At 67.2% G+C, this 24,442-nt stretch carries 30 protein-coding genes and 1 tRNA gene; 16 read left to right on the top strand and 15 right to left on the bottom strand.

Annotation, left to right across the window (positions count from 1 at the left end; genetic code table 11):
• Positions 1-99: 99 nt before the first annotated feature.
• From AVT10_RS09965 to AVT10_RS09950, 4 genes are read right to left on the bottom strand one after another with little or no spacing between them, the layout of a single operon-like run.
• Complete coding sequence (locus AVT10_RS09965) at positions 100-1,104, bottom strand: nucleotidyltransferase domain-containing protein (protein WP_066690464.1); 1,005 nt, start codon at positions 1,102-1,104, stop codon at positions 100-102.
• The gene (locus tag AVT10_RS09960; RefSeq protein WP_066690453.1) at positions 1,101-1,964 is read right to left on the bottom strand and encodes an HprK-related kinase A; all 864 of its coding nucleotides are present in this window, start codon (positions 1,962-1,964) and stop codon (positions 1,101-1,103) included. Before AVT10_RS09960 ends, AVT10_RS09965 begins: the two co-directional genes overlap by 4 nt.
• Complete coding sequence (locus AVT10_RS09955) at positions 1,961-2,245, bottom strand: HPr-rel-A system PqqD family peptide chaperone (RefSeq protein ID WP_066690451.1); 285 nt, start codon at positions 2,243-2,245, stop codon at positions 1,961-1,963. The genes AVT10_RS09960 and AVT10_RS09955 overlap by 4 nt, the downstream gene beginning before the upstream one ends.
• Positions 2,246-2,252: 7 nt before the next feature.
• Positions 2,253-2,648, bottom strand: coding sequence for a hypothetical protein (locus AVT10_RS09950; RefSeq protein WP_066690450.1), 396 nt, complete (start codon positions 2,646-2,648; stop codon positions 2,253-2,255).
• Positions 2,649-2,764: 116 nt separating this feature from the next.
• Here AVT10_RS09950 and AVT10_RS09945 point away from each other — a divergent pair, with 116 nt between their 5' ends.
• The 10 genes from AVT10_RS09945 (at position 2,765) to AVT10_RS09900 (ending at position 12,100) form a co-directional block, all read left to right on the top strand.
• Positions 2,765-3,967: an ATP-binding protein gene (locus AVT10_RS09945; RefSeq protein ID WP_066690448.1), complete on the top strand. Its 1,203-nt coding sequence runs from the start codon at positions 2,765-2,767 to the stop codon at positions 3,965-3,967.
• Positions 3,968-4,034: 67 nt separating this feature from the next.
• On the top strand, positions 4,035-5,066 hold the full coding sequence (locus AVT10_RS09940; protein WP_126014318.1) for a substrate-binding domain-containing protein: 1,032 nt from the start codon (positions 4,035-4,037) through the stop codon (positions 5,064-5,066).
• Positions 5,066-6,448 (top strand): phosphate ABC transporter permease subunit PstC, encoded by a 1,383-nt coding sequence (pstC, locus tag AVT10_RS09935; RefSeq protein ID WP_066690441.1) that lies wholly within the window; start codon positions 5,066-5,068, stop codon positions 6,446-6,448. Before AVT10_RS09940 ends, pstC begins: the two co-directional genes overlap by 1 nt.
• Positions 6,441-7,739, top strand: coding sequence for a phosphate ABC transporter permease PstA (gene pstA, locus AVT10_RS09930; protein ID WP_066690439.1), 1,299 nt, complete (start codon positions 6,441-6,443; stop codon positions 7,737-7,739). Before pstC ends, pstA begins: the two co-directional genes overlap by 8 nt.
• Positions 7,739-8,521 (top strand): phosphate ABC transporter ATP-binding protein PstB, encoded by a 783-nt coding sequence (pstB, locus tag AVT10_RS09925; RefSeq protein ID WP_066690437.1) that lies wholly within the window; start codon positions 7,739-7,741, stop codon positions 8,519-8,521. The genes pstA and pstB overlap by 1 nt, the downstream gene beginning before the upstream one ends.
• A 10-nt stretch (positions 8,522-8,531) precedes the next feature.
• On the top strand, positions 8,532-9,233 hold the full coding sequence (gene phoU, locus AVT10_RS09920) for a phosphate signaling complex protein PhoU (protein WP_066690435.1): 702 nt from the start codon (positions 8,532-8,534) through the stop codon (positions 9,231-9,233).
• A 2-nt stretch (positions 9,234-9,235) separates the two neighbouring features.
• Positions 9,236-9,928, top strand: coding sequence for a phosphate regulon transcriptional regulator PhoB (phoB, locus tag AVT10_RS09915; protein ID WP_055761798.1), 693 nt, complete (start codon positions 9,236-9,238; stop codon positions 9,926-9,928).
• 79 nt (positions 9,929-10,007) lie between these two features.
• Positions 10,008-10,385, top strand: coding sequence for a hypothetical protein (locus tag AVT10_RS09910; protein WP_066690425.1), 378 nt, complete (start codon positions 10,008-10,010; stop codon positions 10,383-10,385).
• A gap of 151 nt (positions 10,386-10,536) precedes the next feature.
• Positions 10,537-11,007: a VOC family protein gene (locus tag AVT10_RS09905; protein WP_084401558.1), complete on the top strand. Its 471-nt coding sequence runs from the start codon at positions 10,537-10,539 to the stop codon at positions 11,005-11,007.
• 67 nt (positions 11,008-11,074) lie between these two features.
• On the top strand, positions 11,075-12,100 hold the full coding sequence (locus AVT10_RS09900) for a hypothetical protein (protein WP_066690414.1): 1,026 nt from the start codon (positions 11,075-11,077) through the stop codon (positions 12,098-12,100).
• Positions 12,101-12,152: 52 nt separating this feature from the next.
• On the opposite strand, the gene AVT10_RS09895 is transcribed toward AVT10_RS09900, so the two are convergent.
• Together AVT10_RS09895 and epsC are read right to left on the bottom strand one after the other, a co-directional pair.
• Positions 12,153-12,494, bottom strand: coding sequence for a DUF2794 domain-containing protein (locus tag AVT10_RS09895; protein WP_066690411.1), 342 nt, complete (start codon positions 12,492-12,494; stop codon positions 12,153-12,155).
• Entirely contained in the window at positions 12,494-13,177 is a 684-nt protein-coding gene (gene epsC / locus AVT10_RS09890; protein ID WP_066690403.1) for a serine O-acetyltransferase EpsC, read from the bottom strand. The genes AVT10_RS09895 and epsC overlap by 1 nt, the downstream gene beginning before the upstream one ends.
• 212 nt (positions 13,178-13,389) lie before the next feature.
• Here epsC and AVT10_RS09885 point away from each other — a divergent pair, with 212 nt between their 5' ends.
• Positions 13,390-14,151, top strand: a complete 762-nt coding sequence (locus AVT10_RS09885) for a sulfite exporter TauE/SafE family protein (protein ID WP_066690401.1) — start codon at positions 13,390-13,392, stop codon at positions 14,149-14,151.
• A gap of 185 nt (positions 14,152-14,336) precedes the next feature.
• On the opposite strand, the gene AVT10_RS09880 is transcribed toward AVT10_RS09885, so the two are convergent.
• Together AVT10_RS09880 and AVT10_RS09875 are read right to left on the bottom strand one after the other, a co-directional pair.
• Positions 14,337-14,858 (bottom strand): carboxymuconolactone decarboxylase family protein, encoded by a 522-nt coding sequence (locus AVT10_RS09880; RefSeq protein WP_066690399.1) that lies wholly within the window; start codon positions 14,856-14,858, stop codon positions 14,337-14,339.
• A gap of 130 nt (positions 14,859-14,988) precedes the next feature.
• Positions 14,989-15,531, bottom strand: coding sequence for a peroxiredoxin (locus AVT10_RS09875; RefSeq protein ID WP_066690393.1), 543 nt, complete (start codon positions 15,529-15,531; stop codon positions 14,989-14,991).
• A 126-nt stretch (positions 15,532-15,657) separates the two neighbouring features.
• Here AVT10_RS09875 and AVT10_RS09870 point away from each other — a divergent pair, with 126 nt between their 5' ends.
• Together AVT10_RS09870 and AVT10_RS09865 are read left to right on the top strand one after the other, a co-directional pair.
• The gene (locus AVT10_RS09870) at positions 15,658-16,557 is read left to right on the top strand and encodes a hydrogen peroxide-inducible genes activator (RefSeq protein ID WP_066690390.1); all 900 of its coding nucleotides are present in this window, start codon (positions 15,658-15,660) and stop codon (positions 16,555-16,557) included.
• A gap of 106 nt (positions 16,558-16,663) precedes the next feature.
• Entirely contained in the window at positions 16,664-17,335 is a 672-nt protein-coding gene (locus tag AVT10_RS09865; RefSeq protein WP_066690386.1) for a fasciclin domain-containing protein, read from the top strand.
• 324 nt (positions 17,336-17,659) lie between these two features.
• On the opposite strand, the gene AVT10_RS09860 is transcribed toward AVT10_RS09865, so the two are convergent.
• From AVT10_RS09860 to pgsA, 3 genes are read right to left on the bottom strand one after another with little or no spacing between them, the layout of a single operon-like run.
• Positions 17,660-18,106, bottom strand: a complete 447-nt coding sequence (locus AVT10_RS09860; protein WP_066690377.1) for a molybdenum cofactor biosynthesis protein MoaE — start codon at positions 18,104-18,106, stop codon at positions 17,660-17,662.
• Complete coding sequence (gene moaD / locus AVT10_RS09855; protein WP_066690375.1) at positions 18,103-18,360, bottom strand: molybdopterin converting factor subunit 1; 258 nt, start codon at positions 18,358-18,360, stop codon at positions 18,103-18,105. Before moaD ends, AVT10_RS09860 begins: the two co-directional genes overlap by 4 nt.
• A complete protein-coding gene (gene pgsA, locus AVT10_RS09850; RefSeq protein WP_066690373.1) occupies positions 18,360-18,926 on the bottom strand; it encodes a CDP-diacylglycerol--glycerol-3-phosphate 3-phosphatidyltransferase in 567 nt (188 codons plus the stop codon). Before pgsA ends, moaD begins: the two co-directional genes overlap by 1 nt.
• Positions 18,927-19,051: 125 nt before the next feature.
• On the opposite strand from pgsA, the gene AVT10_RS09845 reads away from it, so the two are divergent.
• Positions 19,052-20,356: an MFS transporter gene (locus tag AVT10_RS09845; protein ID WP_066690370.1), complete on the top strand. Its 1,305-nt coding sequence runs from the start codon at positions 19,052-19,054 to the stop codon at positions 20,354-20,356.
• 109 nt (positions 20,357-20,465) lie between these two features.
• On the opposite strand, the gene AVT10_RS18540 is transcribed toward AVT10_RS09845, so the two are convergent.
• The 4 genes from AVT10_RS18540 to AVT10_RS09830 form a co-directional block, all read right to left on the bottom strand.
• A complete protein-coding gene (locus tag AVT10_RS18540; protein ID WP_198158546.1) occupies positions 20,466-20,621 on the bottom strand; it encodes a hypothetical protein in 156 nt (51 codons plus the stop codon).
• A 78-nt stretch (positions 20,622-20,699) separates the two neighbouring features.
• Positions 20,700-21,440 (bottom strand): Crp/Fnr family transcriptional regulator, encoded by a 741-nt coding sequence (locus AVT10_RS09840; RefSeq protein WP_084401557.1) that lies wholly within the window; start codon positions 21,438-21,440, stop codon positions 20,700-20,702.
• Between the two features lie 145 nt (positions 21,441-21,585).
• Positions 21,586-21,661 (bottom strand) — tRNA-Ala (locus tag AVT10_RS09835).
• A 117-nt stretch (positions 21,662-21,778) separates the two neighbouring features.
• Positions 21,779-22,102 carry a TIGR02300 family protein gene (locus AVT10_RS09830; RefSeq protein WP_066690367.1) on the bottom strand — a complete coding sequence of 108 codons (324 nt, stop codon included), beginning with the start codon at positions 22,100-22,102 and terminating at the stop codon, positions 21,779-21,781.
• Positions 22,103-22,201: 99 nt separating this feature from the next.
• On the opposite strand from AVT10_RS09830, the gene aroA reads away from it, so the two are divergent.
• Both aroA and cmk read left to right on the top strand, forming a co-directional pair.
• Positions 22,202-23,533 carry a 3-phosphoshikimate 1-carboxyvinyltransferase gene (gene aroA, locus AVT10_RS09825; RefSeq protein WP_066690365.1) on the top strand — a complete coding sequence of 444 codons (1,332 nt, stop codon included), beginning with the start codon at positions 22,202-22,204 and terminating at the stop codon, positions 23,531-23,533.
• Positions 23,530-24,153: a (d)CMP kinase gene (cmk, locus tag AVT10_RS09820; protein ID WP_066690362.1), complete on the top strand. Its 624-nt coding sequence runs from the start codon at positions 23,530-23,532 to the stop codon at positions 24,151-24,153. The genes aroA and cmk overlap by 4 nt, the downstream gene beginning before the upstream one ends.
• Positions 24,154-24,442: the final 289 nt, after the last annotated feature.

Here is a 24,442-nt window from a genome sequence, read left to right as displayed (position 1 = left end):
GAGCCGCTGTCGCGGCGAGCGTTACCCCTCAGCGTCCTCTGCGCCTCTGCGCGCAATCAAAACTTCTTCTTCGCGTCTCCGCCCCTTCGCGTGAAAACCCTATCTCTTCCGAAACTTGGTCCACAAATGCCGCGCCAGCATGACCGGCGGCATCCGCAGCCAGTGCGAGCGGACATAGAAGCCGAACTCGGTCCCCTTATGGCTGAGCCGTCCCCAGCCGTCGCGCGCCAGCAGGCGGCGGGCGAACAGCGCGTCGGACGCGACCGGATCGCCGCCCCCCGGCGTCCCGTAGATGCGCCGCGCCAATCGTAGCGCCCGCGCGACCGCATCCGACAGATCGTGCAGCGCCGCCCGCTCGGTCAACGACGCGACGAACCCGGCATCCCGATCGACAAACTCGCGGACCAGCCGGTCGATATCCCACAGGTTGCGTAAGCCACCCTGCAGGTCGCCATCGGCGAACAGGTGCGCAGCGGCGTGGACCACCATATCCTCCGGGCACAGCACCGACAGGCCGTTACCAAGCGGCACCGCCCCGGCGATCAGCGCTGCCGCGTCAGGCTTAGGTCGTGCGGTGGGCGGCAGGATCGTGTGGTGGACGTCGATCATCCGGTCGCGTGTCCGGTGGATCAGCGGCGGCAGCTCGTGCATCCAGCGGCGGTAATAGGCGTCGTCATAGGGGTCGGGCTTCACCCATTCCCACCCGGCGGCCAGCAGCGCCGCCTCCACCGCATTGAGGGCGTCGCGCGGCACGAGGATGTCGAGATCACCGATCGCCCGCCCCCGCCCCGCATCCAGTCCGGCGGCGACGAAGGCGGTGCCCTTCAGCAGAACGATCGGCAAACCCAGCGGGGCGAGCGCGCGCCGTGCCATCTCCGCCTCCCACAATGCTGCCACGCGCCCCTGTTCGGCGGACGCGCGCGCGTCGGCCATGATGCGTGCGGCGGCAGGGGGCATCTCGATCCCGTCGAGCCGGGTGGCAAGGCTGCCGATCAGCTGCTCCGCCCGCGCCGCCGCGATCAGCGCGTTCCAGCTGTCGGCGGAATCCAGACCGTCCCACAACTCGGGATCGGCGAGCGCGCCGGCCGTCCTGGCATCCGTCATGCCAGTTTCCCCCACAGCCCCTCCACCAGCGCCAGCGCGGTGTCGGTATCGGGATAGTCGATCGCCCGCACCGGCATTCGCCCGACCAGGCCGGTCAGCGCATCGAACCCGCGCTCGCCCATCGCGACATAGTTGGTCGATGCCTGGGTCAGCCGCACGAAGGTTTCGGCCGCCTCGACCGGCCGCACCGCCTCCGCCTGTCCGAAGGTCGGGAACAGCAGCAAAGCAGGGACGGCGGGGCGATCCATCGCGGCGATAGCGGCGGCATCGGGAACGAGGTGGCGAATGTCCCCCTTCGGCGTGCCCGCCAGCAGCGGGCCGAACCGGCCGGCGGGTGCCGCGCGTTCCATCACCCCGATCGCCTGATTCTTCAGGCTGATGAGCCTGGGAAAGGCATGGACCAGTCCGGTCGCCGGATCGAGCAGCGCGAACTCGTCGCCCATCAACCGCCAGCCGCGCGTCATCAGCAGCGCCGCCAGCGTCGACTTGCCCGCACCCGATTCGCCGGTCATCAGCAGCGCCCGCCCGTCGCGCTCGACCGCCGAGGCGTGGAGCAGCAGATAGCGGCGCTGCGCCAGCGCCATCTGCAAATTCATCCCCATCTCGGCCGCCAGCAGCCCTTGGCGCAGCGGCAGCGGCGCGGCATCGGGGATGGTGAAATCGCCGCCGATCATCACCGATGGGCGCACGAACCGCCGCCACGGTCGCGCGGCGAACAGGCGGACGTTGAAATCGGCGATGCCGTCCTCGGGCCGGGGATAGTCGCGATACAGGTCACGCAACTGGTCGACCGGGCCGCGCCAGTCGCTGCCGATGCGAAAGCCTATGGGGCCGATGCGCAGCGTCGCAACGTGCCTCACGCCGGTTGGTCCAAGCGTTCGGCCAGTCCGGTATCGACCAGTTCGTCCAGCCGCGCGGTCAGTGCCGCCGCATCGCCATCGGGCAGGTCGAACCGCTCGGCCAGCGCCGCCAGCAGTTCGTCGGCAGTCATTGCCCGGTCGGCCAGCAGATCGAGCAGTTCGGGCACCGGCGGCGCGACGACATGGGTCTGGCCCGATGCGCGGTGATAGACGGCGCTGAGCGTATCGAGCGCGACGACCCGGAGAGCAGCCGGCGGCGGCGCGCGATAGCGTGCCGGCATGGAAGCGTCAGCCGCGCGGCATCTGGAGCGAGGCGAAGCAGGTGAAGCCGCTGGTCCCGTTCTGCAACCGCTGGACATATTTCAGATAGGCGCGGGTCGTATCGCCATCGGTGCCGGGCAAATTCTGCCCCTTCATCGCCAGCTTCACCTGTTCGCCGGTGAAGGGGCGGTTGGCGCCGGGAAAGGCGCCGGGCGTGCCGGGGGCGACGACCTGTCCGTCGGCGGCGATCATCTGCCCGGCGCGCGCGCGGTCGGGGATCGGGATTTCGCAGGTCATGATCGACGCCTGGGTCTGTGCCAGCGCCGGACGGATCGACACTACCGCCGACGCGCTCGCCGCGCCGATCAGCAGCGTGCGCCGCGCGAGCCTGCCATCGGGCGAAGGGGTGGGAGCGTCGGTCATCGCGCCATCTTCCCCAACCCGGCATAATTCGCAATCGCAAAGAGGGTTAACCTGTCCGATCGCGGGGCACGCCGCTCCCTCTGGCCTTGATCGTCACTTCCGCCTAATCGGGGGCGATGGACGAATTCGGCCCCCGCCTGCCCCTCGCCCTCGCCATCGCGATCGGCGTCGCCCTGCTGGCGCTGCTGCTGGGTGCCGGGATCAATGCCAGCGCGGTCGTGGCGGTCGGCGCGGTCGCCGCCGTGCTCGTCGCCGGGCTGCACCCGCCCGAACGCGGCACCAGCGAATCGCCCGATACCGCGCGCCAGCATGTCGTCGCCGCGACCCAGGCGGCGATCGATGCGGTCGACGAACCGATCCTGGTGATCGCGCGCGGCCATGTCGAGGCGGCGAACCCCGCCGCGCTCTCGCTGCTCGGCCAGCATGTCGTCGGCGGCGACGTCCGCCTCGCCATCCGCCACCCCGCGGCGGCCGAGCGGCTGTTAGGCACGCGCGACGATCGGGAACCGGTCGGGCTGGTGGGGCTTGGCGCGCGCGACCAGAGCTGGGAGATGCGGGTCCGCCCGCTCGCCGACGACCGCCGGCTCGTCCATCTGGTCGACCGTACCGGCAACCGCGCGACCGAAAAGATGCGAGTCGATTTCGTCGCCAATGCCAGCCACGAACTGCGCACCCCGCTCGCCTCGCTGCTGGGCTTCATCGAAACCTTGCGCGACGAGGCGGGGGAAGACCCGGCCGTGCGCGAACGCTTCCTGAAGGTCATGAACGACGAAGCGCGGCGGATGCAGCGGCTGATCGACGACCTGATCTCCTTGAGCCGGATCGAGGCGGAGAAATACCGCCCGCCCGACCAGGCGGTCGACCTGTCGGCGATGGTGCCGGCGGTGCAGGGCGAACTGGCCGCGACCAACCCGACGCGCGGTGCCGACATCGTGCTGTCGGTCGCCCCCGATGTGACCGTGATCGGCGACCGGGCGCAATTGTCGCAGCTGCTGCACAACGTCATGGGCAATGCGATGAAATATGGCCGCGCCGGCACGCCGGTCGAAATAAGCCTGACCGCGCGCGATACCATGGCGGCGCTGGTGGTGCGCGATCATGGCGAGGGGGTCGCAATCGAGCATCTGCCGCGGCTGACCGAGCGATTTTACCGTGTCGATTCAGGGCGCAGCCGGGCGCTGGGCGGCACCGGCCTCGGCCTTGCCATCGTCAAGCATATCGTCGAACGGCATCGCGGCCGGCTCGATATCGGCAGCGTGGTGGGCGACGGCACGACGGTTTCCGTGCTGCTGCCCCTCCACGGTGTCATAAAGGCGTAACGCCATGGTAACATGGCACCGCCGAGCGTCGCGAATGACCGTCAACGCCCATGGAAACTGGAACCGCATGACCCGCCGGATCGCGTCCGTCCTGGCCCTCGGCCTCGCGCTCACCGCGTGCGAGCCGCAGACGTCGCGCGACCATATCCGCGTCGTCGGATCGTCGACCGTCTATCCCTTCACCACCGCGGTCGCCGAAATGCTGGTGAACGCGAACCCCGACCTGCGCGCGCCGCTGGTCGAATCGACCGGCACCGGTGCGGGCGCGGCGCTGTTCTGCGCCGGGGTCGGCCCGCAGCATCCCGACATTCTCGACGCGTCGCGCCGGTTGAAGAAGTCGGAATATGCCAGCTGCGTCGCGCATGGCGTGAAGGACATCATGGAGGTGCAGGTCGGCGTCGACGGCGTGGCGCTGGCCGAATCGAACAATGGGCCGAAGCTGAAGCTTAGCAAGCGCGACGTCTATATGGCGTTGTCGGCCAATCCGCTGGGCAAGCCGAACAAGGCGCGGATGTGGAACGAGATCAACCCGGCGCTGCCCGCCATCCCGATCCAGTTCTTCGGCCCGCCGGCCACCAGCGGCACGCGCGACGCGCTGGTCGAACTCATCATGGTCCCGGCCTGCGAAGCGGCGATGCCCGAGGTGAAGAAGCTCAAGGACAGCGACAAGGATCGCTACGAGGATATCTGCACCCGCATCCGCGAGGACGCGGCCTATGTCGACAAGGGCGAGAACGACAATCTGATCGTGCAGAACCTGTCGACCAACCCCAATGCGGTCGGCATCTTCGGCTATTCCTATCTGGAGGAAAACAAGTCGCGGCTGCATGGCGTGCCGATCGACGGGATCGTGCCGACCTATGACAGCATCGCCGACGGCAGCTATCCCGGTGCGCGACCGCTGTTCATCTATGTCAAGAAGGCGCACATCAAACCGGTGCCGGGCATGAACGACTTCCTCGCCGCCTATGCGAAGTCGTGGGACCCGGGCGGGCCGCTGACCCGGCGCGGCATGATCGCCGCCCCTGCCACCGTCCGCGCCGAATCGGCGGCCGAGATCAAGGACCAGACGCCGATGAACCCGGCGGGGTTGCACTGATGCACGGCTTTACCCTGATCCTGCTGATGCTGGGGTTCGGCGGCATCGGCTGGATGGTCGCGCGCGCCCGCGCCGCCCGTTTCGCCAAGCCCGCGACCGCTGCGGACCGGCCCAATTCGCTGCCCAGCCAGCATGGCTGGCACATGGCGATCTGGATCGCGGCCCCTGCCCTGCTGTTCCTCAGCATCTGGAGCGCGGTGTCGCCTGCGCTGGTGCGCGATGCGGTGCTGCAGGCGCCCGCCGCCGCCGGGCTGCCCGGCCCCGGCTTCGAACGCTCGGCGATCCTGGCGGAGGCGCGCTCGCTGGCGCTCGGTAATGCCTATGGCGCGTTCAACAGCCAAGCCGAAGCGCTGGCGCCTGCCTATGCCGCCGCGCAAAGCCGCTACGACTGGATCGGCACCGCGCTCGCCATCCTGCTCGCCTTTGCCGGCGGCGCCTTCGCCTTTACCCGCATCCGACCCGATTATCGCGCGCGGACGCAGGTCGAACGCGCGGTGATGCTGGCGCTACTGGTCGCGTCGCTGATCGCGATCCTGACCACGCTCGGCATCTTCCTGTCGCTGGTGATCGAAAGCTGGCGCTTCTTCCGCATCGTGCCGGTCACCGACTTCCTGTTCGGCACCAACTGGAGCCCGCAGGTCATCCGCTCGTCCGATCCGGGGGCGACATTGGGCGCGGTGCCGCTATTCTGGGGCACCTTCTTCATCGGCGCGGTGATCGCGATGATCGTCGCCATCCCGTTCGGGCTGATGAGCGCGATCTACCTGACGCAATATGCCAGGCCGGCGGTGCGCAAGTGGATGAAGCCGATCCTCGAAATTCTCGCCGGCGTGCCGACCGTGGTCTATGGCTATTTCGCCGCGCTGACCGTCGGTCCGGCGATCCGCGACCTCGCCGTCATGCTCGGCATGCCGTTCGCCAGTTCGGAAAGCGCGCTCGCCGCCGGCCTTGTCATGGGGGTGATGATCATCCCGTTCGTGTCGTCCATGGCCGACGATTCGATCGCCGCCGTGCCGCAATCGATGCGCGACGGCAGCCTGGCGATGGGCGCCACCACCAGCGAGACGATCGGCAAGGTCCTGCTCCCCGCCGCGCTCCCCGGCGTCGTCGCGGGCGTGCTGCTCGCCGTCTCCAGAGCGATCGGTGAGACGATGATCGTCGTCATGGCCGCGTCGGGCGCGGCGTCGATTACGCTCAACCCGTTCGAAAGCGCGACCACCGTCACCAAGCAGATCGTCGACCTGCTGACCGGCGAGGCCGAGTTCGACAGCCCGAAGACGCTCGCCGCCTTCGCGCTCGGCCTGACCTTGTTCGCGATCACCTTCCTTCTCAACGTCGTCGCGCTGCGCGTCGTGAAACGCTACCGGGAAGCCTATGAATAGTCCTGCCAACGTCGCCGGATCGCCTGCGATCGAGCGGGACGTGCCCGAACGCGTGCCGACCGACTGGAAAACGGGCGCGATGCAGAAGCGCATCCGTCGCCGCTATGCCGCCGAACGCCGCTTCCGCTTCTTCGGCCTTGCCGCCGTCGTGCTGTCGGGCGGGTTCCTCGCCTTCCTGCTCGTCACCATGTTGATGAGCGGGATCGGCGGGTTTCAGCGGACCTTGGTCACGCTGCCGATCGATTTTCCGTCGGCGGGACTAGAAGTCGACCGCGCGCAGCTGAAGACGCGCGGTGCCGATCTGGCGCTGGCCGGCGCGGGCCTCGAAAACACCGTCAACGGTGCGGCGGCTGCCGCGTTCGGCGAGGAGAACCGCGTCATCTCCGACAGCGCGTGGCTGACGGTGCGCGACGCGATCAAGGCCGATCCGTCGATCCTGTCGCAAAAGGTCAGGATCCCCGTTCCCGCCGCGCCGGGGATCGAGGAAGCGGCCAAGGCCGATGGCGAGCCGGCGGACGAGGCGCTGGTCGCCCGGCTGGAGCGAGCCGGCACCATCTCGACCGGGTTCAACACCGACTTCTTCAGATCGGCCGATTCGACCGATCCGACCGCCGTCGGCATCTGGGGCGCGCTCAAGGGCTCGCTGATGACGATGCTCGTCACGCTGCTGATCGCCTTTCCGGTCGGCACGCTGTCGGCGCTCTATCTGGAGGAATACGCCCCCCGCAACCGGTGGACCGACCTGATCGAGGTGTCGATCAACAACCTCGCCGCCGTGCCCTCGATCATCTTCGGCCTGCTCGGCCTTGCCGTGTTCCTCGGCACGCTCAACCTGCCGCGCTCCGCGCCGATCGTCGGCGGGCTCACGCTCGCGCTGATGATCATGCCGGTCATCGTCATCGCCGGGCGCAACGCGATCAAGGCGGTGCCGCCGTCGATCCGCGACGCCGCGCTCGGCATCGGCGCGTCGAAGGTGCAGGTGGTGTTCCACCATGTCCTGCCGCTCGCCCTGCCCGGCATCCTGACCGGCACCATCATCGGCATGGCCCGCGCGCTGGGCGAAACCGCACCGCTGCTGATGATCGGCATGCGCGCCTTTATCAGCCAGCCGCCGCAGGGGTTCGCCGATCCCGCAACCGTGCTGCCGGTGCAGATCTTCCTGTGGTCCGATCAGGTCAGCCGCGGCTTCATCGAAAAGACCAGCGCCGCGATCCTCGTGCTGCTGGCGTTCCTCCTCGCGATGAACGCGCTCGCCATCTATCTCCGCAATCGCTTCGAGACCCGCTGGTAATGACCGACACCCAACTCAACAACGCGACCCCGAAACTGTCGGCGCGCGGCGTCGACGTGTTCTATGGCCAGAAACAGGCGATCAAGGACGTGTCGATCGACATCGACATGGAGCATGTGACGGCCTTTATCGGTCCGTCGGGCTGCGGCAAGTCGACCTTCCTGCGCACGATGAACCGGATGAACGACACCGTGTCGTCGGCGCGCGTCACCGGCGACATCCGGCTGGATGGCGAGGATATCTATTCCCCCGCGATGGACGTGGTTCAGCTGCGTGCGCGGGTCGGCATGGTGTTCCAGAAGCCGAACCCCTTCCCCAAGTCGATCTATGAAAACGTGGCCTATGGCCCGCGCATCCACGGCCTCGCCGCGTCGAAGGGCGATATGGACGGGATCGTCGAACGCTCGCTAACCCGCGCGGGGCTCTGGAACGAGGTGAAGGACCGCCTGACCGACAGCGGCACCGCACTGTCGGGCGGTCAGCAACAGCGATTGTGCATCGCAAGGGCCATCGCGGTCGATCCGGAAGTGATCCTGATGGACGAGCCGTGCAGCGCGCTCGACCCGATCGCGACGGCGAAAATCGAGGAGCTGATCCACGAACTGCGCGGGCGCTATGCCATCGCGATCGTCACCCACAACATGCAGCAGGCCGCGCGCGTGTCGCAGCGGACCGCCTTCTTCCACCTCGGCACGTTGGTCGAATATGGCCGGACCTCGGACATCTTTACCAACCCCCGCCAGGAGCGCACAAAAGACTATATCACCGGGCGTTATGGTTGAGGGAGGCGAGATGACGACGGGCCACGAACATACGGTCAAGGCGTTCGATCGCGACATCGGCCATCTGCGCGCGCTGATTTCGCAGATGGGCGGCCTGGCGGAACAGGCGATCAGCGACGCGATGCTGGCGCTGACCCGCAACGATCCGGCGCTCGCCAAGGAAGTGCGTGCCAAGGACAAGGCGATCGACGCGATCGAGGCGGAGGTCGAGAAGCTGACCGTCCGTGTCATCGCGCTCCGCGCGCCGATGGCTGACGACCTGCGCGAAGTGGTCGCGGCGCTCAAGATCGCCGCCGTCATCGAACGCATCGGCGACTATGCCAAGAACATCGCCAAGCGGGTCGCATCGATCCATGGCGAAACCCACGAACCGCGCATCGAACCCTTAAGCATCCTGCCGGCCATGGCCCAGCTGGCATCGGACATGGTGCATGACGTGCTCGACGCCTTTTCGGCGCGCGACCCGCAGGCGGCGGTCGAGATCTGCAAGCGCGACAGCGCGCTAGACGATTATTACAACAGCATCTTCCGCGTGCTGGTGACCTATATGGTCGAAAATCCCAAGACGATCAGCCAGGTCGCGCACCTGCTGTTCGTTGCCAAGAATCTCGAACGCATCGGCGACCATGCGACCAACGTCGCCGAAATGGTCTATTTCGCCGCCACCGGGCAGACGATGGCGGAACGTGAAACCTCGGACTTCGCAGGATAATCATGAGCAAGGCACGGATGTTGCTGCTGGAAGACGATGCGGCGCTGGCCGAATTGATCGCCTTCCACTTCCAGCGTGAGGATTTCGAGGTCGTCCGCACCCATGAGGGCGAGGAGGCACTGCTGCTCGCGCGCGAGGCGACACCCGACATCGTCCTGCTCGACTGGATGGTCGAAGGGCTGTCGGGGATCGAAGTCTGCCGCCAGCTGCGCCGCCAGGCCGAGACGCAGAATGTGCCGATCATCATGCTGACCGCGCGCGGCGAGGAAGAGGATCGCGTGCGCGGCCTCGAAACCGGTGCCGACGATTATGTCACCAAGCCCTTCTCCCCGCGCGAACTGGTCGCCCGCGTCAATGCGGTCCTGCGCCGCGTCCGCCCGGCGCTGGCCGGCGAGGCGCTGAGCTATGCCGATATCGAGATGGACACGGTCGGCCACCGCGTGCGGCGCGGCGGCGAAGTCGTGCCGTTGGGGCCGACGGAATTCCGCCTTCTCAAACACTTCCTCGAACATCCCGGCTGGGTTTTCTCGCGCGAACGGCTGCTCGATGCGGTGTGGGGCCATGATTCGGACATCGAATCGCGCACGGTCGACGTACATATCCGCCGCCTGCGCAAGGCGATCAATGTCGGCGACCGGCCCGATATTATCCGTACCGTCCGCTCGGCGGGCTATGCTCTGGACGCGACAGGCTGAAAACTTGCGCGGAAACCTTTTCGTGCCTGGTCGTTCTGGTTCGCAGCCTCAACGATAAAAGTCGAAAAGGAGCTATCCGATGAAGACTGTCGCTTTCATGGCCGCCCTGCTGATGGGCAGCGCCGCCGTCGCGCAGACCACGCCGCCGACGACGCCCGCCCCCGACGCCACCATGCAGCCGGGCACGACGACCGCGCCGACCCCGCCGGCCGACAACATGACCCCGCCGCCGGCGCCCGACGCCCCGGCAGCACCGGCTGATCCGATGGCGACCACCGCCGCCCCGGCCCCGATGGCGCCGCCGGCACCGCCCGCCCCGATGGCAGGTTCGCCGATGGCCGGCCAGCAGATTCAGTTCGCGCCGCCGCAGGTGACCCCGCCGCCGCCGGCGAAGGACAGCTACCCGGTGTGCACGCGCACGCTGAAGGATGGCTGCCGCAATCCGGGCGGCAAGTAACCCGCCCCGGCCTGGCGGCAAGCAACGGCGCCCCGCCCACCCGGCGGGGCGCCTTTTTCATGTCCGGCGGACAGGCGGAGAACCGATCTCGAAACGCAGGCCCTCCGACCTATATATCCGTCATGTTCGACCAGTTCCGCGAGGTAACGACATGACTGGCTCAACCGATCCGCGCGGCGCTGTGGGGGTGGCTGAACGCCCCTCCGCTCCCCCCACGATCGATGGCGTGCTCGAAACCGCGCTCTATGTCACCGATCTCGACCGTTCGGTTACTTTCTTCGCCGACGATCTCGGCCGGCCGGTGCTGCTGCGCAACGAGCGGATGGCCGCGTTCGATGCGGGGCGGCGCAGCGTTCTGCTGCTGTTCGCGCAGGGGCAGTCGGCGGAATCGATGGCGGTGCCCGGCGGCGCCATCCCCGGCCATGACGGCGCTGGCCGGCTGCACATGGCCTTTGCGATCGCCGATGCCGATTATGCCGCGTGGCGCGACCATCTCGAGCAGCGCGGGATCGCACTCACCAGCGAAATCCGGTGGCCCGGCGGCGGTCGCAGCCTGTATTTCGACGATCCCGACGGCCATGTCATCGAACTGGCCACGCCCGGCCTGTGGCCGAACTACTGACCGATCGCCCTGTATTGCATGAGCAATACACATGTGTCATACTCCCCTAATACAGGGAGGTAATGGCATGTATAGCGAGAGCGATCTGAACGGCGCGGTGGAGGCGGGCGTGCTGTCGCGCGACTCCGCCGACGCATTGCGTGCGCATATCGCGCAGCAACGCGCGACCCCGGTGGTGGATGAGGAGCATTTCCGCCTGCTGACGGGGTTCAACGACATCTTCGTCTCGGTCGCGCTCGCGCTGCTGCTGGTATCGCTCGCCTGGATCGGCGGCACGATCCTGACGCCACTGGGCGGTCTGGGCGTCGCGGGCGCCGCATGGTTTCTCGCCGAATATTTCACCGCGCGCCGCCGCATGGCGTTGCCCAGCATCCTGCTGCTGCTCGCGTTCGTCGGCGGGGTCGCTGCAACGCTGTTCGGGATCGTGGTCGAACTCGACCCGCAAAATGTGCCCGACCGGACGACCGCAATGATCTTCGCCGGCATCGGCGTGGTCGCGGCCGGCGCAGCATGGCTGCACTGGCGGCGGTTCATGGTGCCGATCACGGTTGCAGCGGGGGCAGCGGCCTTGGTCGCGACCGTGGCGTCGCTGATCGTCGCGGCGTTCCCGGTGCTCAAGGACAATTTCTACCCGGTGACCCTGCTCGGCGGGATCGCGGTGTTCGTCGCCGCGATGCGCTGGGACATGTCCGACCGCGACCGCCGCACGCGCCGCAGCGACGTCGCCTTCTGGCTGCACCTCGTCGCCGCCCCGCTGATCGCGCATTCGCTGTTCCAGCTGCTGGGCGTGTTCGGGCCGAGCGTCACCGCACCGATGGCGGCGGTGGTGATCGCGCTCTACGTCGTGTTCGGCCTCGTGGCGCTGGCGGTCGACCGCCGCGCGCTGCTCGTCTCCAGCCTCGCCTATGTCCTCTATGCGCTCTACGCGCTGTTCGAAAAGGCGCGGGCGGTCGAACGGTCGGCGGCGTTCACCGCCTTCGTCATCGGATCGGCGCTGCTGACCCTGTCGGTTTTCTGGCAACCGATGCGGCGTCAGGTGGTTGGACTGCTCGGCGGCATCGGCCAACGCCTGCCGCCCGTGGCGATGGCCTGAAAACTCATTCCTTGGAGCGTACCTTGCGGCCCCGGGCGACCGGGGCCGTTTTTTATTCCTCGACCAGCTTCATCAGCCGGCGCTCGACCGGGGCCAGTACCGGTCCCAGTTCATGCCCGCGCTTCACGATCGCGCCGGCTTCTCCCACCAGCGCCCAGATGCCCTGCTTGTTGCGCAAGCTCGGCCGCTTCTCGATGCGGAACTCGGGCCGTTCGGTCGCGCGGCGGAAGGCGCTGAACACCGCCGCCTCGCGCCCCAGATCGATCGCATAGTCGCGCCAATGCCCGGCGGCGACCATCCGGCCATAGAGGTCGAGGATGCGGGTCAGCTCGGCGCGTTCGAACCCGACCTGCCCCGGCTGGCGTGACGCGGGAAAGGGGGTGACGATTCCCATCAGGCGCGGTCGCGATGGTCCTGCTGCTCGGCCAGCAGCGCGTCGAGCTGCCGCTTGAGCGTTTCCACCTCGCAGCGCAGCAGCTCGATCCGCTGCGTCTGCGGATCGAACGTGTCGCGGCATGGCGTGCCATAGGGGACGAAGCGCGGATCGGGTGCCTGCCCGCCCTCGACCACGGTCGGTCGCGCCGGGATGCCGACGACGGTCGTCCCCTCCGGCACGTCCTTCGTCACCACCGCATTGGCGCCGACCCGCGCACGTGTCCCGATAGTGATCGGTCCCAGCACCTGCGCGCCCGACCCGATGATCGCGCCGTCGCTGATCGTCGGATGCCGCTTGCCGGCGATGCCGTTGTCGGGGCTGGTCCCGCCCAGCGTCACATTCTGGTAGATGGTGACGCCGTCGCCGATCTCCGCCGTTTCGCCGATCACGACGAAGCCGTGGTCGATGAAGAAATGCCGGCCGATCGTGGCACCCGGATGGATGTCGATCGCGGTCAGGAAGCGCGAAAAATGGTTGATCGATCGCGCGGCGAAATACCAGCGCGCGCGGAACAGCCGGTGCGAAACCTTGTGGAACGCGACCGCCCATACGCCGGGATAGGTCAGGATTTCGGCGCGCGACCGCGGCGCGGGATCGCGCGCCTTGATCGAATCCAGATAGCGCAACAGCCGCGCAACCATGTGCAGTTCCCTTGGTCGTCAGAATCCTGCGGTGCCGGCCCGCCACGAAACCCGCCTTCGCGCGTTTCGAAACGGACTCTCAACCCGGAATGTAGGCGGCCCGCCCCCATTCGCCAAGTCGTACTGTAGGCGCAACAAACCCTATGTATCTTGTAGGCATTGTCGTTTGCCGCCATCACTGAGCGCCGCTGCGCCAACTCGAAGGGAATGGGATGCTCGAGAATATCGACTGGGCGCGTCTGGCCGAGTTCATTGCCGCCGGATTTGCCGCCCAGATCGTCGATGGTGCGCTGGGCATGGCGTTCGGGGTGATTTCGTCGACCCTGCTGGTGAGCGTGCTGGGCGTGCCGCCCGCGACCGCCTCCGCCAGCGTGCATGTCGTCGAATGTTTCACGACCGGCGTGTCGGGGATCAGCCACGCGCTGCACAAGAATGTGAACTGGAAGCTGTTCTGGCGGCTGGTGCTGCCCGGCATCGCTGGCGGCGTTACCGGCGCCTATCTGCTGTCGTCGCTCGACGCTTCGGTCACGCGGCCGTTCGTGATGACCTATCTGGCCGGGATCGGCCTGTACCTGCTGTGGCGGGGCTTACGGAAGCCACCCGAGCCGAAGGAGCCGAAGGTCATCGCCCCGCTGGGGCTGGTCGGTGGGTTCCTCGACGCGGCGGGCGGCGGCGGCTGGGGTCCGGTCGTGACCTCCAACCTGCTGGTACAGGGCGCCACCCCGCGCACGACGATCGGCACGGTCAACACGGTCGAATTCTTCCTGACCGTCAGCATTTCGGCGACGTTCCTGTTCCATCTGGGGCTGGAGGCCTTCACCACCGCGGTTGCCGGCCTGCTGATCGGCGGCATCGTCGCCGCGCCGTTCGGGGCGATGTTCGCCAAACACATCCCGGCGCGCACGCTGCTGATCCTCGTCGGCGTCGTGCTGACGATCACCAGCCTGTACAGCGTGTATCGGGCGCTTTCATAGCGCAGGCAGAAAAAGAAACTGGTTCGCGCAGAGGCGCAGAGAGGCTCGTTTGGGGAAGCCGATCGCGTAGCGATCAGCCTCTTCGTAGGCTGCGGCTAGGATGAGGGTCCCGCTGACGCCGGACGATCGTGCGCCGCAACTCCTCCGCGCCGCCGCGCCTCCGCGCGAACCAGATTTCTTCTTACTTACGCCACCGCCGCGTGCACCGTCGCCACCGCCGCCAGCACCGCACCGATCCGCACCGCGCCCTGGATGACCTCGGCCTTCACGCCGTGCTTCTTCAGCACGTCCTCATGCGCGTCGATGCACATGCCGCAGCCGTTCATCGCCGACACCGCCAGGCTGAACAGTTCGAAATCGACCTTCTCGATCCCCGGCGCAGCGATCACGTTCATCCGGAGCTTCGCGGGCAGGTTGCCATATTCCTTGTTCTTGGCGAGGTGGACGAAGCGGTAATAGACGTTGTTCATCGCCATCACCGCCGCTGCGGCACGCGCCGCGTTCGCCGCCTCGGGCGACAGCTTGTCGGCGACTTCGGCCTCGGCCGCCTCGACCAGCGGCTTGTGACCGGTGGCATGGGCGCAGGCGAGCATCGTCCCGAACTTCTTCTGCGGGTCGAGCACCGTCTCGTTCAGCAGCGAGCCGACGTTCAGGCGGATATCCTTGGCGAAATCGGGCAGCTGGCCCGCAAATTCCTTGAGCGACATGGGATGTTACCTTCGATGAAAACACGTCACCCCAGCGCAGGCTGGGGTCTCCCAGTTACGGAGAGACCCCAGCCTGCGCTGGGGTGACGTTTGGGAATGGTCGGGCGGGACCGCAGCCCCGCCCGATAAATTATGCCGCGACCTGGAGGACGTCGTCGCCCTTGTTCCAGTTGCACGGGCACAGTTCGTCGGTCTGCAGCGCGTCGAGCACGCGCAGCGTCTCGGCCGGATTGCGGCCGACGTTCAGGCCGTTGACCTGCACCGCCTGGATCACATTGTCCGGATCGATGATGAAGGTCGCGCGGAACGCAACATGCTCGTTCTTGTCGAGGATGCCGAGCTTGCTTGCCAGCACCGCGCCATTGTCCGCGATCCACGGGAAATCGGCCGCGGCCAGATCCGGGTCCGACTTGCGCCACGCCAAGTGGACGTGCGCGGTATCGGTCGATGCGCCGATCAGCACGGCGTCGCGATCGGCGAAGTCTTCCTTCAGCTCGCTGTAACCGACGATTTCGGTCGGGCAGACGAAGGTGAAGTCCTTCGGCCAGTAGAACAGCACCTTCCACTTGCCCGGGAACGCGTCGTGGCTCAGCGTTTCGCCGGCCGGGAGCGCGTCGGTGCCCTGCTGAACGGGAACGGTGAATTCAGGGAGCTTGTCGCCAACGGTCAGCATGGAATGCCCTTTCTTATGGTGCAGTGCGCACCGTGAATTGCTGCGTTGCGATATAGGGTACGCGTTGGACCGATCCAATCGAAATTACCCTTGGGATTGATCGTCGCACTCGATAAGTAACCGGGCATGTCGGTGTACCTGCCTACCCTGAAACAGCTGCAATATCTGGTCGCGCTGCGCGACGCTGGTCATTTCGGCCGCGCCGCCGAGGCGTCGTTCGTCACCCAGTCGACGCTGTCGGCGGGCATTCGCGAACTGGAGACGCTGATCGGCGTAGTGCTGGTCGAACGTACCCGCCGCGTGGTGCGCTTCACGCCGCTGGGCGAAAGCATCGTCGCCAAGGCGCGCACCGTGCTGCGCGAGGCGGAGGAACTGACCGACATGGCGCGCGCCGCCGGACGACCGCTGTCGGGCGAGATGCGGATGAGCGTCATCCCGACCATCGCCCCGTTCCTCCTGCCCCAACTCCTCCCCCGCCTGCGCCGCGACTATCCCGACCTGAAACTGTATCTGCGCGAGGAGCCGAGCGCGGCGGCGTGCGAGGGGCTGCACCATGGCCGCACCGACTGCGTGCTGCTGGCGCTGCCCTATGGCTGTGGCGAGGTAGAAGTCGCGCCGCTGTTCGACGACCGGCTGTTCCTGGCGGTGCCGGGCAACGATGCCGCCGACACGACGCCGCTGGTCGCCGACGATATCGACGCCGAACGCCTGCTGCTGTTGGAAGACGGTCATTGCCTGAAGGACCATGCCCTGCGCGCGTGCGAACAGCCCGAAGCGCGCGGACAGGCGATGATGATGGGCACGTCGCTCCACACCATCGTCCAGATGGTCGACAATGGCTTGGGCACCACCATGCTGCCGCAGATGGCGATCGATGCCGGCATCCTCGACAATACCGGGGTCACCGCCCGCCCGATCGAGGCGAAGAACGCGTCGCGGCGCATCGCGCTGGTGTGGCGACGCGCCTCTCCGCGCGAGCGGGATTTTCGGCTGCTGGCAGAGGTACTTGGCGCGCAACGGCCCTGATCCTTCGGGCAGCGCGGGAACCGTTGGCGTGGGAAAACCGTATTTCTCCGGTCGCTGCTCGATCGGACAGCGAACATGTTTCGACCGCAACCACCGGAGAAAACCGATGATTCGCGCAACGATTTCGGCCGCCGCGCTCACCCTGTCGCTGACCGCCGCCGCCTATGCCCAGACCACGACTGCCCCGACTGCGCAGACGGGGGTGAAGACCGGCACGACCGCCACCGTGCAGACTCCGGTCGGCACCGTCCAGACCGGCGTGAACACCAACATCAACGCAGCTGCCAAGGCACCGGTGACCGTCGGCGGCGCGCCGATGCTGCCGACCGCGACCATCGTCGCCAACGCGTCGAAGGCCAGCAACCTCACCACCCTGGTCAAGGCGGTGCAGGCCGCCGACCTGACCGCCACGCTGTCGGGCCCCGGTCCCTTCACCGTCTTCGCGCCGACGGATGAAGCGTTCGGCCGCCTCGCCCCCGGCACGCTCGACCAGCTGATGAAGCCCGAGCAGAAGGCCTCGCTCGCCAAGCTGCTGAAGTATCACGTCGTCGCGGGCAAGCTCGACGCCGCGGCGCTCAAGCAGCAGATCCAGGCCGGCGGCGGCACCGCCACGCTGACCACCGTCGAGGGCCAGCCGCTCAAGGCGACGCTGGAAAACGACGCACTGGTGCTGACCGATGTCGGCGGCGGCAAGAGCTATGTCACGCAGTATGACGTCGAACAGTCGAACGGCATCGTTCACGTGGTGAACGGCGTGCTGGCACCGAAGCTCGGCTGATCCGGGGTTCAGGCGAGAATGGAGCCGGGCGGGAGCGATCCCGCCCGGTTTTGTTTTGGGGCGCTGCCCTGCCCCGCCATTCCGTCCGGTTCGAGCAGCTTCGAGCGAAGTCGAGAAGCGTCCGTCGAGAACTCCTGCCGCAAACGGACCCTTCATGGGTCACCCCAGCGGAACCCCGTTCTCGATACGCGCTCTCGACGAGCTCGATCGCTACTCGAACCAAACGGGATTGGACGGGTTTGGGTTGGGACTTCTCCAGCCGTTCGTCCTGAGTAGCCATTGAGCTTGTCGAAGGGGCGTATCGAAGGACCCGCCCCAAGCACCTCAGCCAAGATCCCCCCACCGCGCGGCGGCCGCGTCGTCACTCTCCCGCGTCTCGACCCAGCGCGTCTCTGCCCCCCGCCGCTCGCGCTTCCAAAACGGCGCCCCGGTCTTCAACCGGTCGATCAGGAACGCACAGGCTTCCAGCGCCGCGCCGCGATGCCGTGCGGTCGTCGCGACGAACACCACCCGGTCGCCGGGCACCATCGGCCCGACGCGGTGCACGACCGTCGCCTTCACCAGCGACCAGCGCGCCACCGCCTGCTCGCACAAAGCCTCCAGCGCGCGCTCGGTCGCTCCCGGATAATGTTCGAGCGCCAGTTCGGTGACGCCATCGTCACCACGCACCAGCCCGGTAAAGGTCGCCACCGCCCCCGCATCCGCCCCCTCGGCCGCCGCAAATTCGGCGGCGAGGTCGATCGGTGCCGCCTGCACGACCACGCGGATCATCCGCCGGTCACCGGGGGAAAGATCGCGACCTCGCGCGCGCCGGCGATCGGCGTATCGAGCGCCACGAACGCCTGGTCGACCGCCGCGCGCAGCCTTTGCCCATCGGCAAAGGCCGTCGCATAGCCCCCGCCCCTTGCCGCCAGCCAGTCGACCAGATCGGCGACGGTCGCCACCTCGGCCGGCGGGTCGACCCGCTCGCCCGCCACGCCGATCGCCTCGCGCACCCAAGCGAAATACAGCAGCTCGATCGCCATTATGTGTCCATGTGCCGGAGACCGAGCCGCAGATAATCCCAGCCGGTGATCGCGGTCAGCACCGCCGCGCCCCACAGGCAGACGAGCCCGGTCACATGCACGAAGCTATAGGCCGGCACCGCCCCGGCGAGGATCAGCGCCCCGAACGCGACCAGCTGCAGCGTCGTCTTCCACTTGGCCAGCTGCGACACCGGCAGAGATACCTGAATGCCGGCGAGGAACTCGCGCAGCCCCGACACCGCGATCTCGCGCAGCAGGATGATGAGCGCGGCGATCAGGTGGATGCCGGTGATGATCGCCACGTCATGCCGCGTGCCGACCAGCATCAGGATGACGGCGGCGACCATGATCTTGTCGGCGATCGGGTCGAGGAACACGCCCAGCTTCGACACCGTGCCCTGCGCGCGCGCCAGATAGCCGTCGAAATAGTCGGTGATCCCCATCAGGCAATAGAGTGCGAAGGCAATGGCATAGCCCGCCTCCCACATCGGCCACCACAGGAACGCGACCAGCAGCGGCACCGCCAGGATACGCGACAACGTCAATATGTTGGGAAGCGTCAGCACAGTTCGGCGCTTAGCATCCCCGGCCCCTCACGCGAAAGCGGCAAAACGGCGTTGAAGCAGGCGGAGGGGCTGGCTACACCCGATCCAACCAAGCCGACAGGCACGTAGATCAGGTCGTACCCGGAATGAATAATGCGCTGGGGTTGCTCAAGCAGCGCCGTTTCCTGCCGCTGTTCGTCACCCAGTTTCTGGGCGCGTTCAACGACAACCTCTTCAAGCATGCGATGGTGCTGTTCGCGACATACCAGTTGTTCAAGGACCCGGCGAGCGAACAGAATTTCAACGCACTGGCCACCGGTCTGGCCATCCTGCCGTTCGTTTTGCTGTCCGCACTGTCGGGACAGCTGGCCGACACGCATGACAAGGCGCGGATCATCCGCATCGTGAAGACGGCGGAAATCGGCATCATGCTCTATGGCGCGGCCGGCATGCTGATCGCGCGCACCGGCTATGTCACCACCGGCGTGGTGATGATGCTGAGCGCGGTCGTGATGCTCGGCGTCCATTCGACCTTTTTCGGGCCGATCAAATACGCGATCCTGCCCCAGCATCTGGAGGATCATCAGGTGCTGGGCGGCACCGGGCTGATCGAGGCGGCGACCTATCTCTCGGTGCTGACCGGCACGATCGTCGCCGGCTGGATCAGCGTCGAATGGGCCGCCGGGCTGGTCGTCGTCGTGGCGATCATCGGCTGGTTCACCGGGCGGCTCGTGCCCCCGGCACCGCGCAGCGGGCCGGAACTGGTCATCAACTTCAATCCCTTCACCTCGTCCTGGCACCTGATCGCGGCGACGATGCATATCCGCCGGCTGTTCCTTGCGATCGTCGCGATCAGCTTCTTCTGGACGATCGGGTCGGTGCTGATCGTGATCTTCCCGGTGCTGGTGAAGAATGTGCTGACCGCCGACCAGCAGGTCGCCTCGCTCACCATCGCGATCTTCTCGATCGGGGTCGCGATCGGGTCGGTCATCATCAATGCGTTGCTCAAAGGACAGATCTCGGCGCGCTATTCGCCCGCATCGGTCATCGCGATGGCGTTGTGCGTACTGGCGTTCGCGTTCGAGGCGAAGGCCTGGGTCCCGGCGCCCGACGGCACGCTTTATGGCGTGATCGACTTCGCCACCCATCCGCAATCGCTGCTGCTGCTCGCCACGCTGGCGCTGATCGCGATCTTCGGCGGCATGTTCGTGGTCCCGCTCTATGCGTTCCTGACGACGACGGTGACCAAGGACCAGACCGCGCGGACGGTGGCGGCGAACAACGTCGTCAACTGTGCCTCGATGACGATCGGCGCGGTCAGCGTCATCCTGCTGACCAAGGCCGGCCTCGGCCCCACCGACATGCTGCTGATCGTCGCCGCCATGTGCCTCGGCTCGGCATGGCTCGCATGGCGGCTGCACAAGGCGTGCGACGACGGCTGCCCGGCTTGAAGACACCGTCACCCCAGCGAAGGCTGGGGTCGCAAGTGGCTCCTGCTGCGCGCTACCATGGCGAGATCCCGGCCTTCGCTGGGATGACGTCGAGTTCGGTCGACCCGCCCTACAGAAAGAACGTGTAGAAGCAGATGAAGAAGGCGGTGAAGCTGACCGTGAACAGCTTCAGGTCGCTGTCCTCGCTGCGCACCGGAACGCTGGCCATACGCGGCAGCGTGGCGCGGAACGGGTGGCGGCGGCGGGGTGCGTGCGGCTTCATCATGGCCGCGTTAACGCATTATTTACCTTTTTGTCGCCTGCCGCATTTTCGGGCAGCCGTCCGATTACGGGACGGACGCCCTCAACCCGCCGACACCGCGCGGTCGAGGTGCAGATAGGCCGGGGTGAACGACGCGACCCCGCACAACGCGTCAAGGTCGAGAATCGTCAGCGTCCGCCCACCCCAGGCGATCAACCCGTCGCGGCGCAATTCCTGCACCATGCGATTGACGTGCACCGGGGTCAGGCCCGTCGCCTCCGCCAGATCGGCCTGGGTCAGCGGAAATTCGCAGGCGCGGCCCATGCACCGCCCGCTCGTCCGCAACCGGAAATAGACTTCGCAGAACAGCAGCGCGATACGTTCGCGCGCGCTGCGCAGGCCGAGGCTGGCGATCCATTCGCGCTGCGTGCCCATCGCCACATGGTTGTTCCACCACAGCGCGCGGGCGATCGTGGCGCTTTCCCGCCCCAGCGCGGCGAGCGCATCGGGCGCGACCTCCGCCACGGTCATCGTCGTGATCGTGCCGACCGCATGATCGGACCGCGCCACCGCCTGCGGATAGGGATCGATCAGGTCGCCCGGCAGCAGCAGCGACAGCAACTGGCGCCGCCCGTCGGACAGCTGGCGATAGCGGCACGCCCAGCCGTCGAGCACGACATGCACGAATCGCGGCACTTCCCCTTCCGCCACCACGTCGCGACGCGGGGCGATGACCCGCTGCCGCTGGTCGAGCAGGGCATCGATCGCCGTCCGGTCGGCATCGGTCAGTTCGGAAAATGCGTGCAGTCGCGATCGGTACCGCAGATCATGGCCCCCAGTCATAGGGCCGTTCAGCTAGCCGCTATCGCGACCGCGCACGATATACTGGTATAATCGCGAACGGTTCGCGTGTTTTTTGTAATATGGCCGAAACGATTATACGACGGCCAACAAAAAACCCCGCATCGCTGCGGGGTTCTTGGAAAAATGGTGGAGCCGAGGGGGATCGAACCCCTGACCTCTGCAATGCCATTGCAGCGCTCTCCCAGCTGAGCTACGGCCCCGTCCATTTTGTCGGGGCCACTGCTGGTGGGCAGCCCCGCTTCCCCGTTGGGGAGGAGCGCCCTCTATGCGGAGGGCGCCGGTTTGGCAAGCGGCTTTTGTTGCCGCCCGCCAAAAAATCAACGCTCGGCGTCGTTGTCCTCGTCGGACGTGTCGACGCCCAGGTCGTCGTCGCCGCCCAGATCGACATCGTCGTCCGCCGACGGCTCGTCGTCGCCCTCGATGTCCAGATCGGCGTCGAGATCCGTATCCTTCTCGCCATCCTTGTCGCCGCCGACCTTGACCTGCTCGAACGGCAGCGGCTGCTTCGACTTCAGGATCGGTTCGGGCGTCCAGTGCACGCCGCAATTGATGCAGGTGACGGGATCGTCATTGCCCAGGTCGTAGAAGCGCGTCGCGCATTTCGGACAGGTACGCTTCGTACCCCATTCCGGCTTCACCATGTGTAGCCAAACCTTTCGGTATCGTGGAAGAACGGGGCACATACCCCGGATGGGGCCGCGCCTTGCCATAGCGGGCACGCGCTGTCAAAGCCGCCGGTCATGCACGACGCCACCCCCACCCCGCTTTCCGTCGCCGCCAGCGGCCCGCTGACCGGCACCGCCCCCGTTCCCGGCGACAAGTCGATCAGCCACCGGTCGCTGATGCTTTCCGCGCTCGCCGTCGGCACCAGCCGCGTGACCGGTTTGCTGGAGGGCGAGGACGTGCTCGCCACCGCCGCCGCGATGCGCGCGATGGGTGCCGTGATCGAACGCGGCGGCGACGGGATGTGGACCATCGACGGCGTTGGCGTCGGCGGGCTGCTGCAACCCGCGACCGCCTTGGAAATGGGCAATTCGGGCACCTCGACCCGGCTGCTGATGGGTCTGGTATCGAGCCACGCCATCACCGCGACCTTCACCGGCGACGCCTCGCTCAGCAAGCGCCCGATGGGCCGCGTCATCGAACCGCTGTCGCGGATGGGTGCCGAGTTCACCGCCAGCCCCGGCGGCCGCCTGCCGCTGATGCTGCGCGGGATCGTGCCCGCCGTGCCGATCGACTATACGCTGCCGGTCGCCTCGGCGCAGGTGAAGTCGGCGATCCTGCTCGCCGGCCTCAACACGCCGGGCATCACCCGCGTCGTCGAACCGGTCCCGACCCGCGACCATAGCGAGCGGATGCTGACCGGCTTCGGCGCGAAGCTGACCGTCGAGGAAACCCCCGCAGGCCGCGTCATCGAACTGCACGGCGAAGCGGAATTGCAGCCACAGACGATCATCGTGCCGGGCGATCCGTCCTCCGCCGCCTTCCCGGTCGTCGCCGCGCTGCTGGTGCCGGGCAGCCATGTCACGATCACCAATGTCGGCCTGAACCCGACCCGCGCCGCGCTGTTCGACGTGCTGCGCGCGATGGGCGGCGACATCACCTTCGAGAATCGCCGTGAGGTCGGTGGCGAGCCGGTCGCCGACCTGGTCGTCCGCGCCTCGACGCTGACCGGCATCGATGTCGACCCGGCGGTCGCGCCGGCGATGATCGACGAATTCCCGGTCCTGTTCGTCGCCGCCGCGCTCGCCCAGGGGCGCACCGTCACGCGCGGTCTCGAAGAGCTGCGCGTTAAGGAAAGCGACCGCATCACGACCATGGCCGAAGGACTGCGCGCGATCGGCGCGCGGGTCGAGGAGACCGAGGACGGCCTGATCATCGACGGCACCGGCGGCGACCTGTTGCCCGGCGGCGGCACGGTCGAGGCAAAGCTCGACCACCGCATCGCGATGAGCTTCGTCGTCGCCGGCCTCGTCTCGCGCGATCCGGTCACCATCGACGACATGGCACCCGTGGCGACCAGCTTCCCGACCTTCACCACGCTGCTGCGTGGCCTCGGCGCATCGCTGTGATCATCGCGGTCGACGGCCCGGCGGCATCGGGCAAGGGCACCATCGCACGGGCGCTGGCACGGCATTACGGCCTGCCGCATCTCGACACCGGCCTGCTCTATCGCGCAGTCGCGACCCGCGTGCTGCGCGACGGCATGGACCCGACGCGTGAGGCGGATTGCGTCGCCGCCTGCGACTTTTCCGACACGCTGCTCGACGACCCGTGGCTGCGCACCGACGAGGCCGGACAGACCGCCTCGATCGTGTCCGCCCATCCGCTGGTACGCTCGGCGCTGCTGCGCCGCCAGCGCAAGTTCGCGCAGCAACCGGGCGGCGCGGTGCTCGACGGGCGCGACATCGGCACGGTCATCGCCCCCGACGCCGATGCCAAGCTGTTCGTAAAGGCGACCCCGGCGATCCGCGCCCGCCGCCGCCACACCGAGCTGGCGAAGGCAGGGTCGAGCGTCACCTATGACCGCGTCCTCGCCGACATCCGCGCCCGCGACGAACGCGATTCGAGCCGATCGACCGCGCCGCTGGTCATGGCCGCCGACGCCGCGCCGCTCGACACCAGTACCCTGTCGATCGAAGTCGCGGTCGAACGCGCCATCGCGCTCGTCGAGGCACAGCGGGGCAAGTAAGCTGCAACCTTCACCCCCGGACCGTACCCCCGCGCAGGCGGGGGTCCAGGGTAACGGAAGGGCAGCGCGTGTGGCCCTGGACCCTCGCCTGCGCGGGGGTACGAGGAATTGGCTAGAGGTAGACCCAACTGCCCGCAGACGGGGTTAGGAACGTCACCCCTTTCCTACATGGCAGCCACCTGCCATCGTCGGCGGGTCACCCCTTAACACCCGCCGCCCGCACGTCTCTAGCGACCACCGCCACATCCACCGCGCAAACACGTCACTAGTGTGAACTTAGTGAACTTTG

It is taken from the genome of Sphingomonas hankookensis (genome assembly GCF_001619955.1).
Taxonomy (GTDB): Bacteria; Pseudomonadota; Alphaproteobacteria; order Sphingomonadales; family Sphingomonadaceae; genus Sphingomonas; species Sphingomonas hankookensis_A.
The sequence above is the reverse complement of the archived record's forward strand: the minus strand, read 5'-3'. Positions and strand labels throughout refer to the sequence as shown.

What these genes read in the sequence shown, in the direction of transcription:
- pstC (WP_066690441.1), top strand. Translation starts at nt 5,066, where the DNA reads ATGCACGGCTTTACCCTGATCCTGCTGATGCTGGGGTTCGGCGGCATC.
- pstA (WP_066690439.1), top strand. Translation starts at nt 6,441, where the DNA reads ATGAATAGTCCTGCCAACGTCGCCGGATCGCCTGCGATCGAGCGGGAC.
- aroA (WP_066690365.1), top strand. Translation starts at nt 22,202, where the DNA reads ATGCACGACGCCACCCCCACCCCGCTTTCCGTCGCCGCCAGCGGCCCG.
- AVT10_RS09830 (WP_066690367.1), bottom strand. Translation starts at nt 22,102, where the DNA reads ATGGTGAAGCCGGAATGGGGTACGAAGCGTACCTGTCCGAAATGCGCG.
- AVT10_RS09860 (WP_066690377.1), bottom strand. Translation starts at nt 18,106, where the DNA reads ATGATCCGCGTGGTCGTGCAGGCGGCACCGATCGACCTCGCCGCCGAA.
- AVT10_RS09845 (WP_066690370.1), top strand. Translation starts at nt 19,052, where the DNA reads ATGAATAATGCGCTGGGGTTGCTCAAGCAGCGCCGTTTCCTGCCGCTG.
- moaD (WP_066690375.1), bottom strand. Translation starts at nt 18,360, where the DNA reads ATGGCGATCGAGCTGCTGTATTTCGCTTGGGTGCGCGAGGCGATCGGC.
- AVT10_RS09950 (WP_066690450.1), bottom strand. Translation starts at nt 2,648, where the DNA reads ATGACCGACGCTCCCACCCCTTCGCCCGATGGCAGGCTCGCGCGGCGC.
- AVT10_RS09965 (WP_066690464.1), bottom strand. Translation starts at nt 1,104, where the DNA reads ATGACGGATGCCAGGACGGCCGGCGCGCTCGCCGATCCCGAGTTGTGG.
- pstB (WP_066690437.1), top strand. Translation starts at nt 7,739, where the DNA reads ATGACCGACACCCAACTCAACAACGCGACCCCGAAACTGTCGGCGCGC.
- AVT10_RS09940 (WP_126014318.1), top strand. Translation starts at nt 4,035, where the DNA reads ATGACCCGCCGGATCGCGTCCGTCCTGGCCCTCGGCCTCGCGCTCACC.
- AVT10_RS09905 (WP_084401558.1), top strand. Translation starts at nt 10,537, where the DNA reads ATGACTGGCTCAACCGATCCGCGCGGCGCTGTGGGGGTGGCTGAACGC.
- phoB (WP_055761798.1), top strand. Translation starts at nt 9,236, where the DNA reads ATGAGCAAGGCACGGATGTTGCTGCTGGAAGACGATGCGGCGCTGGCC.
- AVT10_RS09875 (WP_066690393.1), bottom strand. Translation starts at nt 15,531, where the DNA reads ATGCTGACCGTTGGCGACAAGCTCCCTGAATTCACCGTTCCCGTTCAG.
- AVT10_RS09885 (WP_066690401.1), top strand. Translation starts at nt 13,390, where the DNA reads ATGCTCGAGAATATCGACTGGGCGCGTCTGGCCGAGTTCATTGCCGCC.
- AVT10_RS09870 (WP_066690390.1), top strand. Translation starts at nt 15,658, where the DNA reads ATGTCGGTGTACCTGCCTACCCTGAAACAGCTGCAATATCTGGTCGCG.
- AVT10_RS09865 (WP_066690386.1), top strand. Translation starts at nt 16,664, where the DNA reads ATGATTCGCGCAACGATTTCGGCCGCCGCGCTCACCCTGTCGCTGACC.
- phoU (WP_066690435.1), top strand. Translation starts at nt 8,532, where the DNA reads ATGACGACGGGCCACGAACATACGGTCAAGGCGTTCGATCGCGACATC.
- AVT10_RS09895 (WP_066690411.1), bottom strand. Translation starts at nt 12,494, where the DNA reads ATGGGAATCGTCACCCCCTTTCCCGCGTCACGCCAGCCGGGGCAGGTC.
- AVT10_RS09910 (WP_066690425.1), top strand. Translation starts at nt 10,008, where the DNA reads ATGAAGACTGTCGCTTTCATGGCCGCCCTGCTGATGGGCAGCGCCGCC.
- AVT10_RS18540 (WP_198158546.1), bottom strand. Translation starts at nt 20,621, where the DNA reads ATGATGAAGCCGCACGCACCCCGCCGCCGCCACCCGTTCCGCGCCACG.
- AVT10_RS09880 (WP_066690399.1), bottom strand. Translation starts at nt 14,858, where the DNA reads ATGTCGCTCAAGGAATTTGCGGGCCAGCTGCCCGATTTCGCCAAGGAT.
- AVT10_RS09955 (WP_066690451.1), bottom strand. Translation starts at nt 2,245, where the DNA reads ATGCCGGCACGCTATCGCGCGCCGCCGCCGGCTGCTCTCCGGGTCGTC.
- AVT10_RS09945 (WP_066690448.1), top strand. Translation starts at nt 2,765, where the DNA reads ATGGACGAATTCGGCCCCCGCCTGCCCCTCGCCCTCGCCATCGCGATC.
- AVT10_RS09840 (WP_084401557.1), bottom strand. Translation starts at nt 21,440, where the DNA reads ATGACTGGGGGCCATGATCTGCGGTACCGATCGCGACTGCACGCATTT.
- AVT10_RS09900 (WP_066690414.1), top strand. Translation starts at nt 11,075, where the DNA reads ATGTATAGCGAGAGCGATCTGAACGGCGCGGTGGAGGCGGGCGTGCTG.
- epsC (WP_066690403.1), bottom strand. Translation starts at nt 13,177, where the DNA reads ATGGTTGCGCGGCTGTTGCGCTATCTGGATTCGATCAAGGCGCGCGAT.